The sequence below is a fragment of the Rhodoluna sp. genome (genome assembly GCF_044239955.1).
Classification (GTDB): Bacteria; Actinomycetota; Actinomycetes; order Actinomycetales; family Microbacteriaceae; genus Rhodoluna.
Genome location: NZ_JBIIAL010000003.1, coordinates 56,534 through 69,891 on the forward strand (window position 1 = coordinate 56,534; position 13,358 = coordinate 69,891).

At 49.9% G+C, this 13,358-nt stretch carries 14 protein-coding genes and 1 riboswitch; of the genes, 13 read left to right on the plus strand and 1 reads right to left on the minus strand.

The window, feature by feature from the left end; genetic code table 11:
• Positions 1 to 117: 117 nt before the first annotated feature.
• Positions 118 to 1,236, minus strand: coding sequence for a mannose-1-phosphate guanylyltransferase (locus AC9UFE_RS02320; RefSeq protein ID WP_509545369.1), 1,119 nt, complete (start codon positions 1,234 to 1,236; stop codon positions 118 to 120).
• A 111-nt stretch (positions 1,237 to 1,347) separates the two neighbouring features.
• Here AC9UFE_RS02320 and sdhC point away from each other — a divergent pair, with 111 nt between their 5' ends.
• From sdhC to AC9UFE_RS02385, 13 genes are all read left to right on the plus strand, one after another.
• Positions 1,348 to 1,713 carry a succinate dehydrogenase, cytochrome b556 subunit gene (gene sdhC / locus AC9UFE_RS02325; protein ID WP_509545422.1) on the plus strand — a complete coding sequence of 122 codons (366 nt, stop codon included), beginning with the start codon at positions 1,348 to 1,350 and terminating at the stop codon, positions 1,711 to 1,713.
• Between the two features lie 9 nt (positions 1,714 to 1,722).
• Positions 1,723 to 2,169: a succinate dehydrogenase hydrophobic membrane anchor subunit gene (locus AC9UFE_RS02330; protein WP_509545370.1), complete on the plus strand. Its 447-nt coding sequence runs from the start codon at positions 1,723 to 1,725 to the stop codon at positions 2,167 to 2,169.
• Between the two features lie 11 nt (positions 2,170 to 2,180).
• Positions 2,181 to 3,968 (plus strand): succinate dehydrogenase flavoprotein subunit, encoded by a 1,788-nt coding sequence (sdhA, locus tag AC9UFE_RS02335; RefSeq protein ID WP_509545371.1) that lies wholly within the window; start codon positions 2,181 to 2,183, stop codon positions 3,966 to 3,968.
• A complete protein-coding gene (locus AC9UFE_RS02340) occupies positions 3,968 to 4,708 on the plus strand; it encodes a succinate dehydrogenase iron-sulfur subunit (RefSeq protein WP_509545372.1) in 741 nt (246 codons plus the stop codon). The genes sdhA and AC9UFE_RS02340 overlap by 1 nt, the downstream gene beginning before the upstream one ends.
• A complete protein-coding gene (locus AC9UFE_RS02345) occupies positions 4,708 to 5,139 on the plus strand; it encodes a Rieske (2Fe-2S) protein (protein ID WP_509545373.1) in 432 nt (143 codons plus the stop codon). The genes AC9UFE_RS02340 and AC9UFE_RS02345 overlap by 1 nt, the downstream gene beginning before the upstream one ends.
• Entirely contained in the window at positions 5,139 to 5,972 is an 834-nt protein-coding gene (locus AC9UFE_RS02350; protein ID WP_509545374.1) for an exodeoxyribonuclease III, read from the plus strand. Before AC9UFE_RS02345 ends, AC9UFE_RS02350 begins: the two co-directional genes overlap by 1 nt.
• A gap of 1 nt (position 5,973) precedes the next feature.
• A complete protein-coding gene (gene trpS, locus AC9UFE_RS02355; RefSeq protein ID WP_509545375.1) occupies positions 5,974 to 6,975 on the plus strand; it encodes a tryptophan--tRNA ligase in 1,002 nt (333 codons plus the stop codon).
• Between the two features lie 61 nt (positions 6,976 to 7,036).
• Positions 7,037 to 7,174: riboswitch (FMN riboswitch) on the plus strand.
• Positions 7,175 to 7,267: 93 nt separating this feature from the next.
• Complete coding sequence (ribD, locus tag AC9UFE_RS02360) at positions 7,268 to 8,299, plus strand: bifunctional diaminohydroxyphosphoribosylaminopyrimidine deaminase/5-amino-6-(5-phosphoribosylamino)uracil reductase RibD (protein ID WP_509545376.1); 1,032 nt, start codon at positions 7,268 to 7,270, stop codon at positions 8,297 to 8,299.
• Positions 8,299 to 8,898, plus strand: coding sequence for a riboflavin synthase (locus AC9UFE_RS02365; RefSeq protein WP_509545377.1), 600 nt, complete (start codon positions 8,299 to 8,301; stop codon positions 8,896 to 8,898). Before ribD ends, AC9UFE_RS02365 begins: the two co-directional genes overlap by 1 nt.
• Entirely contained in the window at positions 8,895 to 10,139 is a 1,245-nt protein-coding gene (gene ribA, locus AC9UFE_RS02370; protein ID WP_509545378.1) for a GTP cyclohydrolase II, read from the plus strand. Before AC9UFE_RS02365 ends, ribA begins: the two co-directional genes overlap by 4 nt.
• On the plus strand, positions 10,129 to 10,593 hold the full coding sequence (gene ribH, locus AC9UFE_RS02375; protein WP_509545379.1) for a 6,7-dimethyl-8-ribityllumazine synthase: 465 nt from the start codon (positions 10,129 to 10,131) through the stop codon (positions 10,591 to 10,593). Before ribA ends, ribH begins: the two co-directional genes overlap by 11 nt.
• An 88-nt stretch (positions 10,594 to 10,681) precedes the next feature.
• Complete coding sequence (locus tag AC9UFE_RS02380; RefSeq protein ID WP_509545380.1) at positions 10,682 to 11,542, plus strand: hypothetical protein; 861 nt, start codon at positions 10,682 to 10,684, stop codon at positions 11,540 to 11,542.
• A 3-nt stretch (positions 11,543 to 11,545) separates the two neighbouring features.
• Positions 11,546 to 13,333, plus strand: coding sequence for an ABC transporter ATP-binding protein (locus AC9UFE_RS02385; RefSeq protein ID WP_509545381.1), 1,788 nt, complete (start codon positions 11,546 to 11,548; stop codon positions 13,331 to 13,333).
• The last annotated feature ends 25 nt before the right edge of the window (positions 13,334 to 13,358 follow it).

Below are 13,358 nucleotides of genomic sequence, written 5' to 3' on the forward strand. Positions count from 1 at the left end.
AGCCGTGGCGTTCACAACTCGAGGTATGGGACAAGAATAACTGGCAAACAGGCGGTAAATTTCCGCAACGCCGAGGCTATATCGTTTCGAGATGAAATTGATACAAATGGGCTGGGTTTAGAGAATTTCGTCGTGGCCGGTTGCCTTTAAAGAGTCAACCAAAGCTTTAACCTTTTGGGCGTTTGCCTTATTGGTAACCAAAAGCGCATCTGGGGTGTCCACGATGATTACGTCCTCGAGGCCGATGATCGCAATCATGCGATTGGTTTCGCTAACCAAGATGCCGCTCGAGTCATCAGATAAAACCCTGGCTGCGCCTAAAACGGCAAGGTTGTTTTTCCTGCCCTGAGATTGCAATTCGGCGATAGCCGCAAAGTCTCCAACGTCATGCCAACTGAACTTTCCAGGAATCAAACCAACGAGTCCTGCTTCGGCGGCTGGTTCGGCAATCGAGTAATCGATTGCAACTTTTTTGAGCCCTGGCCAGAGCTTGGCAATAGTGGCATCTTTTTTGTCGGTGTCCCAGGCAGCCGCTAGTTCCAAAATTGCGGCATGTAGCTCGGGTTCGCTCTTGGCGAGCTGTCTTAGCAAAAGAGCGGCTGGGGCAATGAACATTCCGGCGTTCCAGAGATACTTGCCCGATTCAACGTACTTCTTGGCTCTTTCAAACTTTGGCTTCTCAACGAACTTTTCAACCTCTAGTGCCGACGGTGCCCCAGACATCTCTATTGGGTCACCGGACTTGATGTATCCAAAGCCAACTGATGGTTCGGTTGGGGTTATACCTATTACTACGATTCGATCGTGGGCAGCTAGCTCGATGGCCTGGTTCACCGCGTCTTGGAAGGCCTTGCTGTCTGTGATCACGTGATCGGCGGCGAAGGCGCCGATGATAACATCCGGCTCACGCCTGGCCAAAATGGCAGCCGCGAGCGCGATGGCTGCTGTTGAGTCCTTTGGGCTGGCTTCAATAACTAGATTCTTTGGGTCAAGATCTGGAATCTGGGCCATAACGGCCTGTTCGTGAGCTTCACCCGTGACAATCATGGTTCTAGAGGCGGAAGCTATTGGCGCGATTCGGTCCCAGGTGTCTTGCAACAGGGTCTGACCAGAGCCAGTTAGGTCGTGCAGGAATTTGGGAGCGGAAGCTCTCGAAAGTGGCCAAAGTCTGGATCCAACTCCCCCGGCAGGAATAACTGCATGGAAGCGATCCTTGGGCTTTCTTGGATTTGCCATAACAAGAAAAACCCTAGCCCACCTTGGGCGCATGAGCATAGCCAAGAATGTTTCAGGGTTAGAATTTAACCCAAAGCCCATCTCGTCTCCAAGGAGCAATACTTGCCAACAATGCCAGCAGGCACTTTATACCGCGGAAAAGTGGGTATGTGGTCCTGGGTTATGCACCGGATTACCGGTGTTGCCATATTCTTCTTCCTTTTGGTGCATGTTCTAGATACCGCCCTAGTTAGGGTCAGCCCCGAGGCTTACAACGTAGTAATCGCCACATATCAGACACCTCTTATTGGGGTCGCTGAGCTTGGGCTGGTAGCGGCGATTTTGTACCACGGATTCAACGGAATTCGCATTGCCCTAATTGACTTCTGGAGCAAGGGTGCCAAGTACCAGAACGTGATGTTCTGGGTTGTAGTTGGAATCTCCTTCGTGATTTTTGCAGCCTTTGCCCCTCGTCACCTTATGAATGTTTTCGGTTAGGAGCGGATTATGGCAGTAATCATCGAGACCCCAAATTCTCCTAGGTCCAAAAAACAAGCTAACTGGGAAAAGTATGGCTGGATTTACATGCGTGTTTCCGGCGCGGCTCTGGTTGTTTTGATCTTTGTTCACTTGATCTCTAACTTGGTTGTTCCAGAAGGTGGCATCAAGGCAATCAACTTTGCTTTCGTTGCTGGTAAATGGGCTGCTCCGTTCTGGCAGTGGTGGGATCTAGCAATGCTCTGGCTTGCCATGATCCATGGAACCAACGGCATGAGAACCATCGTCAACGACTACACCGAAAGAGAAGGCGTGCGAAAGACACTCGTGTTTACTCTCTGGGGTGTTTGTGCTGCGTTGGTTACCTTGGGCACTTTAGTTATCTTCACTTTCGATCCATGCCCTATCGGCGCTTCGCCAGGGGCGCTTCCTCAATTCTGCTTCCCAACTCAGTAAGGACCTAGTAATTGCCCGCTAGTGAAACCGCAACAAAGACTCACTTTCACAAACACGATGTAGTAATCGTTGGTGCCGGTGGTGCTGGAATGCGCGCTGCCATTGAAGCAGGTCCTCACGCAAGCACCGCAGTTATCTCAAAACTTTTTCCAACCCGCTCTCACACCGGTGCAGCTCAGGGTGGAATGGCAGCAGCGTTAGCCAACGTTGAAGAAGACAGCTGGGAGTGGCACACCTTCGACACCGTAAAAGGTGGAGACTACCTAGTAGATCAAGATGCCGCTGAAATTCTTGCTAAAGAATCAGTCCAGGCAGTTATCGATTTAGAGAACATGGGTCTGCCATTCAACAGAACCCCAGATGGCAAGATCGACCAGCGACGCTTTGGTGGTCACACCAGAGATCACGGAAAAGCGCCAGTTAGAAGGTCTTGCTACGCAGCCGACCGCACCGGACACATGATCTTGCAGACCCTGTACCAAAACTGCGTAAAGCTTGGCATCGAGTTTTTCAACGAGTTCTACGTTCTTGATCTTGTTATGAACGAGGTTGACGGCGTTGAGCGTCCAGCAGCGGTTGTTGCCTACGAGTTAGCTACCGGTGACCTGCATGTTTTCCAGGGTAAGTCGATTGTTTTTGCAACCGGTGGTTTTGGAAAGATCTTCAAGACAACCTCTAACGCCCACACCCTCACCGGTGACGGCGTTGGAATCATCTGGCGCAAGGGTCTTCCACTAGAAGACATGGAGTTTTACCAGTTCCACCCAACAGGTCTAGCAGGTCTTGGTATTTTGCTTTCCGAGGCAGCTCGTGGTGAGGGAGCAATTTTGAGAAACGCTTCGGGTGAAAGATTCATGGAGCGTTACGCGCCAACAATTAAGGACCTTGCTCCTCGAGACATGGTTGCAAGAGCTATGGCAAACGAGGTTCGTGAGGGAAGAGGCGCGGGTCCAAACAAGGATTACGTTTTGCTAGACCTTACCCATTTGCCACCAGAAGTTATCGACGCCAAGCTTCCAGACATTACGGAGTTTGCAAGAACCTATCTTGGTGTTGAGCCTTACACCGAACCGGTTCCAGTTTTCCCAACCGCACACTATGCGATGGGTGGAATTCCAACCAACATCAAGACCGAAGTGCTTCGCGACAACGACACTGTGGTGCCAGGTCTTTACGCTGCTGGTGAGTGTGCATGTGTTTCGGTGCACGGAGCAAACCGACTAGGTACCAACTCGCTACTTGACATTAACGTCTTTGGAAAGCGCGCTGGAATCTATGCGGTTGAGTACGCCAAGGACGCAGACTTTGTTCCAGTTCCGGAAAATGCCACAGCACAGGTTGAGATCTTGCTTTCTGTAACAAGAAACTCAACCGGTACCGAGAAGATTGCGGTTTTGAGGAAAGAATTGCAAGAAACTATGGACAAAAACGCCCAGGTTTACCGCACCGAAGACTCTCTAAATGAGGCCCTAGACAAGATAACTGAGCTTAGAAAGCGCTACGAAAACATCGCAGTTCAAGACCGCGGCAAGAGATTCAACACGGATTTGCTGGAAGCAATCGAACTGGGCTTCTTGTTCGATCTCGCGGAGGTTTTGGTTATGACAGCCCGCGAGCGCCGCGAAAGCCGCGGTGGTCACTTCCGTGAGGATTACGAGACCAGAAACGATGAAGATTTCATGGTGCACTCCATGGCATACAAAACCAAGATTGTTCCAACCAAGCCTGGTGAGGACATCCGGGTTGACTGGAAACCTGTGGTTGTTACCAACTACCCAGCGATGGAGCGTAAGTACTAATGGTCGAGAGCGTTAAAGAAATAGCAGAGATTCCGTCATTCACGGTAACTCTCATGGTTCGCCGCTTTGACCCGGAGACCAGCGAAGAAGCCAAGTGGGTTGACTACGACGTACTTATGTATGGAACCGATCGTGTTCTAGATGCATTGCACAAGATCAAGTGGGAAATTGATGGATCCCTGACTTTCCGTAGATCCTGTGCTCACGGTGTTTGCGGCTCGGACGCTATGCGAATCAACGGAAGAAACCGTTTGGCTTGCAAGACACTGATCAAGGATCTTGACATTACTCAGCCGATCTACGTAGAGCCAATCAAGGGTCTCGCAGTTGAAAAGGACTTGATTGTGAACATGGAGCCTTTCTACAAGGCTTACCGCGACATCAACCCTTTCTTGATTGCTGGGGCTAACCCAGAAAAAGAAAGATTGCAGTCCCCTGAGCAGCGCGAGCGCTACGACGACACCACAAAGTGCATTTTGTGTGCCGCATGTACAACCAGCTGCCCAGTGTTCTGGACCGACGGCCAGTACTTTGGTCCAGCAGCTATCGTCAACGCGCACCGCTTCATCTTCGATTCCCGCGATGAAGGCGCCGAGCTTAGGCTCGACATCTTGAACGATAAAGAAGGTGTCTGGCGCTGCCGCACTACTTTTAACTGCACCGAAGCTTGCCCAAGAGGAATTCAGGTGACAAAAGCTATTGCTGAAGTGAAGCAGGCAATCCTGAGAGGCAGGCCGTAATGGTTTCCCGTCGAGCAGTGATCGCCTCCGCCGTTGGAGTATCTGCGGTAACTGCTTTGGCTGCTTGCACCCCACAAGCAACTGTTGAGCCAGGCGCAACTGAATCTGAGGTGCCGACTGAAAATGCATCGGCACCTGTAGAGGTCTGCAAGACAACTGACATCCCTGTGGGATCTGGAAAGAAATTTGATGTTTCTGGAACACCTATTTTGATTACTCATCCTTCTCAGGATGTCTTCCGGGGTTTTAGCGCGGTTTGTACCCACGCAGGATTTGTGATGAGTACCGTTGCTAATTCTGAAATCAAGTGTGATAACCACGGTGCGGTTTATAACGCAGACGATGGATCTGTAATTAAAGGTCCGGCTCAGCGCGCCCTAGGAAAGATAACCGTTACGGTTCAAGGGGACGCAGTCCTGGTGAGCTTTTAGTGCCAACTAAGAAACCATTCGAAGTTGCAACAATCAATGTCAACGGTGTGCGTGCAGCATTTCGTAATGGCATGGGTGATTGGCTCAAAAAATCCACCGCTGATGTTTTAGCATTGCAAGAAGTTAGAGCCAGCCGAGCCGATCTGGATGAGCTATTCAATGAACACGGTGGATTAGCAACTAACGGCGGCAAGTGGCACATCCTGCACGACGAAGCATCCGCCAAAGGACGAGCCGGTGTTGCACTGGTGAGCAAAGTGCCAGCAATTAAATCCAAAGTTACCCTTGGCGCTAAAGACTTTGACTCGGCAGGACGTTGGCTAGAAGGCGTATTCAAAGTCGGCAGCAAGGCGATTACGGTTGTGAGTTGCTACGTTCACTCCGGTGAAGTCGATACCCCCAAGCAAGTTGAAAAATACAAGTTTCTAGAAGCCATGCAGTCTCGAATGGCAAAGCTCACCAAAGAGCAAACATTGGCTTTGGTGGTTGGGGATCTAAACGTCGGTCACACTGAATTGGATATTAAAAACTGGAAAGGCAATATCAAAAACGCTGGATTCTTGCCTGAAGAGCGTGCCTACTTCGACACGTTTATGGGTAAGCAGGGCTGGGTCGATGTCGGTCGAGCCACCCACCCAAACAAACCTGGCCCATACACCTGGTGGTCCTATCGCGGTAAGGCATTTGATACCGATGCCGGCTGGAGAATTGACTATCACCTGGCAACACCAGCTCTAGCCAAGGTCTCTGGAAAGTACAAAGTACACAGGGCCCCAAGCTATGGCGCGCGTTGGACTGACCATTCTCCGGTAACTGTGGAATACGCTATCTAGGGTGAGCAAAGCTAATCTTCTAAGCGGCATGCAGCCATCTGCAGACTCCCTGCACCTAGGAAACTATCTGGGGGCATTGAACAACTGGGTTGCGATGCAAGAAGAGTTCAACGCCTATTACATGATTGCCGACCTGCACGCCATCACTGTCCCCCAAGACCCGAAGCAGCTTCTTGCAAACACCCGACGAACCGCTGCACAATACATTGCAGCTGGAATCGATCCAAACAAGTCAGCCTTGTTTATCCAGTCCCAAGTTCCCGCTCACGCGCAACTTGCCTGGGTCCTCAATTGCATAACCGGCGTTGGCGAAGCTGGTCGAATGACTCAGTTCAAAGACAAGTCTCAAAAAGCCGAAAGTGACTCTGCGTCGGTTGGTTTGTTCACCTACCCAATCTTGCAGGCTGCGGACATATTGCTTTATCAACCCAAGAAGGTGCCTGTTGGGGAAGACCAAAGGCAACACCTTGAACTGACCAGAGATCTAGCAATGAGATTCAATTCGAGATTCGGCGAGACTTTTATTGTTCCCGAAGCTCACATCTTGAAAGAAACTGCAAAGATTTATGACCTACAGAACCCAACTGCAAAAATGTCTAAGTCAAACGAACCAAAAGGAACCATCAACATTATGGATGATTCCAGCGTGACGGTGAAAAAGATCAAGAGTTCCGTAACCGATGCCGATAGCGAGATTAGATTTGACGCAGAAAAGAAAGCCGGAGTTTCAAATCTGCTTGGAATCTACTCAGCCGTCTCAGGTAAATCAATAAAGGATTTAGAAGCGTCCTTTGCTGGCAAAGGTTACGGAGACCTAAAGTCGGAAGTTGCCGATGCAGTAATTTCGATTATCGAACCAATTAGGCAACGGGCTACCGAGTTACTTTCGAACACCGACGAGCTAGATCGCTTGTTGGCCTCTGGCTCCTCGCGTGCCAACGAACTAGCCGAGGCCACTTTGGCTAGCGTTTACGACAAAATTGGCTTTATTCCTAGGAGTTAGCTGGGAGCCCATGAAATTTTTGGGCACGAATTGTAGTTATCTGTAAGGATAGAAACGCAACAACGTTCTTCGGGGTCAGTGAAAATCTGAGCCGGCGGTATAGCCCGCGACCCGAATCAGATCTTGAAAAAGTTCTAATTCGGTTGATTTGGTGAAATTCCAGAGCCGACGGTTAAAGTCCGGATGGGAGAAGAACCTAGGGTTAGTCGTTGGCGATTTAGAACGCCAATTCGGCTGACTCTACTTTCCCATTCCGCTACCCCGAGGTTCAAACACGAACAAGGGTAGGGACATGTCCAAGCTAAGCCTCGACGACGCGATGACTCGCGCTCTTGAGCTTGCCCTAAAGGGACCAATCACAGGAGTGAACCCCCAGGTAGGCGCTGTGATTCTAAATGCGCAAGGCGAACTACTTGGTGAGGGATATCACAAGGGGTCTGGAACAGACCATGCCGAAGTGGTTGCAATCAACTCTGCTCTCAATGGCGAATCCAAACTTCCTCAAGGTTCAACTGCGATCGTCACTTTAGAGCCGTGCAATCACACAGGTAAAACTGGTCCATGCTCACAAGCACTCATTAACGCGGGCGTTGGAAAAGTCGTGTTTGCTTCTTTAGATCCAGGCGATCAGTCCAGTGGTGGTGCAGAAACACTGCGGAATTCAGGAATTGAAGTAATCTCTGGTTTTCATGCCGATAAAGCAGATAAGCAGTCAAGAGTGTGGCTCACGGCTGCAAAAAACAAACGACCGTTTGTTACCTTGAAGTGGGCAAGTAGTGTCGATGGTCGAGCTGCAGCGCAAGATGGAACTAGCAAGTGGATCAGCGGAGAAGAATCCAGGCAAGACGCTCACCAAAGAAGATCCGAAGTTGACGCCATCATGGTTGGAACCGGCACTGCGCTCATTGATGATCCAGAACTGACCGCTAGAAAACCAGATGGGTCGCTCTATCAAGCGCAACCACTAAGGGTTGTGCTTGGCGAACGGGAGTTACCGGCAGAACTGCGAGTATTCAATGACGATGCACAAACAGTCACTTTGAAAACCCAATCAATCCATGGTGCGCTAAGCGAGCTTTACGAAAAAGGTATCAAGCATGTTTTGCTCGAGGGTGGGCCAACTCTTGCAAGTCGATTTGTTCAAATGGATCTAGTAGATGAATTTGTCATTTACCTAGCTCCAAAATTGATTGGTGGCGACAAGCTCGCAATTGGCTCCATCGACGTTCCTTCAATCCAAGACGCGAAGGCTCTTGAGTTTTTAGAAGTCAAAAACCTCGGTTTAGATGTTCAGATCATCGCCAAACCAGTAGGGAGAATCTGATGTTTACAGGCATAGTAGAAGAACTTGGAACCATTTCAGGAGTAAAAGAGCTAGGCGACAGCATTCGCTTGCAAGTTAGCGGAGAGCTAGTGCGATCCGATCTTTCTCAAGGTGAATCGATATCTGTGAATGGAACCTGCCTAACGGCGGCTGAATTGACCCCCGATGGCTTTGTTGCCGATGTAATGCTCGAAACACTTAATAGAACCAGCCTTGACGGAATCTCTGTTGGCGACAAAGTGAATCTCGAGCGCGCAATGTCTGGTGCCGGAAGATTCGGAGGGCACGTGGTCCAAGGTCACGTGGACGGAGTTGCAGAAATCATCTCCAGAGAGCCAAGTGCTAACTGGGAGGTAATAAAGGTAAGAATTCCTAGCGAGCTAGCTAAGTATGTAGTTCACAAGGGTTCAATTACTTTTGACGGAGTTTCACTAACAGTGAATGACATCTCAGGTGATGTGGTTTCGCTGAGCCTGATACCTGAAACTTTGCGACTAACCACTCTTGGTCAAAAGGGTGTTGGAGCAAAGTTGAACGTAGAAGCAGATATCTTGGCAAAGCACATTGAGAAACTAATAGAGGCAAGGAGTCAGAAATGAATCTGGCAACCATAGAACAGGCACTAGAAACCCTGAAGGCTGGAAAGCCGGTGCTGGTAGTAGATCACCGTAATCGTGAGAACGAAGGTGACGCGATCATGGCAGCGCAGTTTGCCTCACCCGAATGGATCTCTTGGATGGTTAATCACACCTCGGGTTTCCTTTGCGCACCGATGTCAGAGTCCCTCGCTAACCGCTTGGAACTTCCATTGATGACTAACAACAATCAAGATCGTTACCGTACCCAGTACACAGTTTCAGTTGACGCGGCTTCCGGGGTCACAACCGGAATCAGTGCTGCCGACAGAGCTCAAACATTGCGAATTCTTGCTGACCCAAATTCTCAGCCCGCACATCTGATTCGTCCAGGTCATGTTATTCCCCTGAGAGCTCACCCAGATGGTGTGTTTGGAAGACCAGGACACACTGAAGCAACGGTAGATCTTCTAAAACTTGCTGGCCTTACCCCGGTTGGCGTGATTGCCGAAATGGTTTCTGCAGATGGAACCATGATGCGTCTTCCAGAGCTTCAAGAAGTTGGCGCAAAAGAAGGCCTCCCTGTTATCAGCATCGAACAGATCTTTGACTACCGCGAAGTGGCAGAGCCAATCCCAAGCGATGACTCAGTAAGTCGAATCAGGTTCGAGGCTGAGGCCAAGATGCCGAGTACCCACGGGTCCTTTAAGGTCCGTGGCTACTACGACACCAAGACCACCGCGGAGCACGTTGCAATCATTGCCGGTGAACCAAGACACGAAGACGTGCTGGTGAGAATGCACAGCGAGTGCATTACTGGAGAAGCCTTCGGTTCCAAAAAGTGTGAATGTGGTCCGCAGCTTGACTTTGCTCTGGACAAGATAGCAACCGATCCAAAGGGCGGGGTTGTTATCTACCTTCGTGGTCAAGAAGGTCGCGGAATTGGGCTCTTGAATAAGCTCAAGGCCTACGCCTTGCAAGATGAGGGCATGGACACAGTTGAAGCTAACCTTGCCCTGGGTCTTCCAAGTGAGGCAAGAGAGTATGGGGCAGCAGTTTCGATCCTGGGAGACCTCGGGATTAAGAGTGTGCGACTCATGAGCAACAACCCAGCCAAGATTGAAGCCCTCGAGGCTGCTGGAATAGTTGTCAACGAGTATGTCCCTATTGTTGTTGGTCAGCAAGATGAGAACGTTGAATACATGGAAACCAAGCGAGAAAAAATGGGTCACATGATTCCAGAATTGGACAGAGATGAGCGGTAACGGCGCCCCAAAAATAGCAATCGACGCAGCTGGAATTAAAGTTTCAGTTGTTGTCACCAGCTGGCACGAAGTAATCACCAATGGCCTTTTGGCCGGAGCTGAGCGCGCACTCAAGGCTGCGGGAAACACTGACTACAAGATTATTCGAGTGCCAGGTGCATTTGAACTTCCACTTGGAGCCCAAATCGCGATCAAAGACGGAGCAGAAGTTGTAATTGCCCTTGGTGTTGTAATTCAGGGTGACACTCCTCACTTTGACTACGTCTGCGATGCTGCCACCAGTGGCCTGACTCGCGTTCAGTTAGATAGCTCTGTTCCAATCGGTTTCGGGCTTTTGACTGTAGCCAATGAGCAGCAGGCACTCGATCGAGCTGGTCTACCAGGATCAAAAGAAGATAAAGGTGCTGAAGCGGTTGAGGCCGCAATAACGATGAAGAAATTGGCCCTTTGGTAGGTTTTCAGGTCTACCGCGGCAACACTCTAGGTCGCTGTCGACTTTTGTCAGCTACATCAAGTCTTCTAATGCTTGTTAGCCTTGATTCATGAGTACCGAAACCCTTCCCGCAGCAAAATTGGGGAACACTCGGGTTACTGGGAAAGAGCAGTACTACACGCCAAAATCTCTTGCGCTAGAACTAGTTGCGCAAATTGAAAAGGTGCTTGGCCCACTTGCGGGAAAGACAGTCCTCGAGCCAGCTGGTGGAACCGGCGCATTCATCGAAGCCGTGCAAGCTGTTGGAGTCAGCAAAGTAATAAGCTTCGACATCGAGCCACTTCATGAACTTGTAACAGAAGGAAATTTCCTCGAGCAGGAAATCAAGGAAAGCAATTTAATAACCATTTCCAATCCCCCGTTTGGAAGAAACAATTCGCTAAGCATTCCCTTTTTCAACCATGCGGCGCTAGTTAGCGACGCCATTTGCTTTATTGTCCCGAGGTCATGGCGTAAGTGGTCAGTAACGAATCGGCTCGACTTGGGATTTGAGCTGGCTCTTGATCTAGATATAGAAATTGACTATGTCGACTCTGAAGAATCCCCGCTATCGAACAAGACACATCTGGCAACATGCTTTCAGATTTGGAAAAAAACAGATTCACCCAGAGCTTTGGTTCGAGTTACCGATAAGGGCATCATTGAAAAAGTTTCACCAGAACAGGCTGATGTTTCACTGACAATCTTTGGTTATGGCTGCGGGAAGGTGAAGACTGAATTTGAGCAAGTTCCAAATACCACTCAAATGTTTTTGAAACTTCACCACCCGCAGGCGCTGGCTGCTCTCGAGAGCGTTGATTACTCCAAGTTTTTCAAAAACACCGCATACACCGAAGCCTTATCGCTTCCGGAGATTAACTTTCTTCTCAACGAGAAGATCTACGGTGACCCAATGATTGAAGGAATTTAGAAAATGAGCATGGCAGGTAGAGGAAGAAATCTAGGCCCCAAAGACACGGGGCCGAAGGCTAAGTTCAGCCAGCTAACCCCCTACCTTTTTGAACACAAAGCAGCTTTGGTTGTTGCGGTGGTGCTCTCTTTGATTGGAGCGGTAGTTAGCTTGGCTCAGCCGCTGGTAGTAGGGCAGGTAATTTCCGCCGTTCAAAACGGCGAAGACGTAGGACAGCTAGCTCTGATTCTGGTACTGGTGATTCTTGGAGCCGGAATTGCCAGCGGATTTATGTACTACGTGTTGGCAAAAGCTGGCGAAGGTGTTGTTCTATCAGCCCGTAACAAGCTTGCGGTAAGGCTACTGAAGCTACCGATTTTGGAGTACGACCTTAGAAGAACCGGTGACCTAGTATCCAGGGTTGGTTCCGACACAACCTTGTTGCGTGCCGTTCTCACTCAAGGTCTAATTGATGCAGCCGGTGGTGTGCTGATCTTTGTTGGTGCAATCATAGCCATGGCATTCATTGACCCATTCTTACTATTTCTCACTCTCGCGATGATATCTGTCGCGGTTGCTTCGATTGTGGTTTCAGCAAGACAGATTAGATCTGCGACTACAAAAGCACAGCAACGAGTAGGTGACATGGCAGCATCGGTTGAGCGAGCCTTGTCAGCGGTTAGAACCATTCGTGCAGCTAGAGCTGAGGCCAGAGAAACCGAAGGCATTAGCAACGACGCGAACGAAGCATATGTTCAGGGCGTAAAGATTGCAAAAATCAATGCGCTGATTTCGCCAATTGCGGGAGTTGCTTCTAACGCCGCGTTCATTGTCGTTCTCGGTGTTGGTGGCTACCGGGTTGCAGCGGGAGAAACATCGGTTGCAAACCTCGTTACTTTCATTCTTTTGATGTTTTTGATGATCAGGCCACTCGGGCAAGCTTTTGGCGCATACAGCTCGGTGATGAGTGCGCTCGGTGCCCTTGCTCGAATTGAAGAGATCCTTCAGCTACCTCTCGAGGAGAGCGCTTCCGAATCTGCCCAAACTTCTAAGCCAAAAAGAACTCAAAGTGCTATTGAGTTCAAGAAGGTTAGCTTTGCCTATCCAGCAGCCGAAGCCCATCGAGATGGAAAGCCGGTTCTAAGTTCGGTTAGTTTCAAGATCAAAAAGGGTGACCGCGTCGCATTGGTTGGACCATCGGGTGCCGGAAAATCAACCATCTTGTCGCTAATCGAAAGATTCTACGAACCAAACTCTGGCGAGATTTTGCTTGATGGCACACCCGTTACCGAGCTTTCACGTGACGCCTTACGTTCTCAAATTGGTTATGTTGAGCAAGATGCGCCGGTACTAGCTGGCTCCATTAGAGAAAATCTTTTGATTGGCTCTCCTAATGCAACTGATGCACAGCTCAAGTCGGTGCTCGCAGAAGTGAACCTCACCGCCGTTCTCAAAAGAGACAAGAGGGGCCTTGACGCTGAGGTTGGAGAGGCTGGAATCATGCTCTCCGGTGGAGAGCGTCAGCGTCTTGCTATAGCCAGAGCCTTGTTGGCGGCTCCGCCAATTCTGCTACTGGATGAATCAACCTCGGCTCTCGATGGCCTAAACGAGCAGCGGATGCGAGAGGCTATCGATGCTGTGGCTCAGGGCAGAACAATGATTGTTATCGCTCACAGGCTCTCCACGGTTGTCGATAGCGATCTAATTATCGTTCTCGACCAGGGACAGGTAGTTGGCTCAGGAACACACTCGCAGCTTGTGAAGTCCACGCCGCTATACAAACAGCTAGCCAAGCACCAGCTCCTGGTGTAATTCGAAGTCTTTGTTCGGGCTAGGC

What these genes read in the sequence shown, in the direction of transcription:
- AC9UFE_RS02320 (WP_509545369.1), bottom strand. Translation starts at nt 1,236, where the DNA reads ATGGCAAATCCAAGAAAGCCCAAGGATCGCTTCCATGCAGTTATTCCT.
- sdhC (WP_509545422.1), top strand. Translation starts at nt 1,348, where the DNA reads ATGCCAGCAGGCACTTTATACCGCGGAAAAGTGGGTATGTGGTCCTGG.
- AC9UFE_RS02330 (WP_509545370.1), top strand. Translation starts at nt 1,723, where the DNA reads ATGGCAGTAATCATCGAGACCCCAAATTCTCCTAGGTCCAAAAAACAA.
- AC9UFE_RS02340 (WP_509545372.1), top strand. Translation starts at nt 3,968, where the DNA reads ATGGTCGAGAGCGTTAAAGAAATAGCAGAGATTCCGTCATTCACGGTA.
- AC9UFE_RS02345 (WP_509545373.1), top strand. Translation starts at nt 4,708, where the DNA reads ATGGTTTCCCGTCGAGCAGTGATCGCCTCCGCCGTTGGAGTATCTGCG.
- ribD (WP_509545376.1), top strand. Translation starts at nt 7,268, where the DNA reads ATGTCCAAGCTAAGCCTCGACGACGCGATGACTCGCGCTCTTGAGCTT.
- AC9UFE_RS02365 (WP_509545377.1), top strand. Translation starts at nt 8,299, where the DNA reads ATGTTTACAGGCATAGTAGAAGAACTTGGAACCATTTCAGGAGTAAAA.
- ribA (WP_509545378.1), top strand. Translation starts at nt 8,895, where the DNA reads ATGAATCTGGCAACCATAGAACAGGCACTAGAAACCCTGAAGGCTGGA.
- ribH (WP_509545379.1), top strand. Translation starts at nt 10,129, where the DNA reads ATGAGCGGTAACGGCGCCCCAAAAATAGCAATCGACGCAGCTGGAATT.
- AC9UFE_RS02380 (WP_509545380.1), top strand. Translation starts at nt 10,682, where the DNA reads ATGAGTACCGAAACCCTTCCCGCAGCAAAATTGGGGAACACTCGGGTT.
- AC9UFE_RS02385 (WP_509545381.1), top strand. Translation starts at nt 11,546, where the DNA reads ATGAGCATGGCAGGTAGAGGAAGAAATCTAGGCCCCAAAGACACGGGG.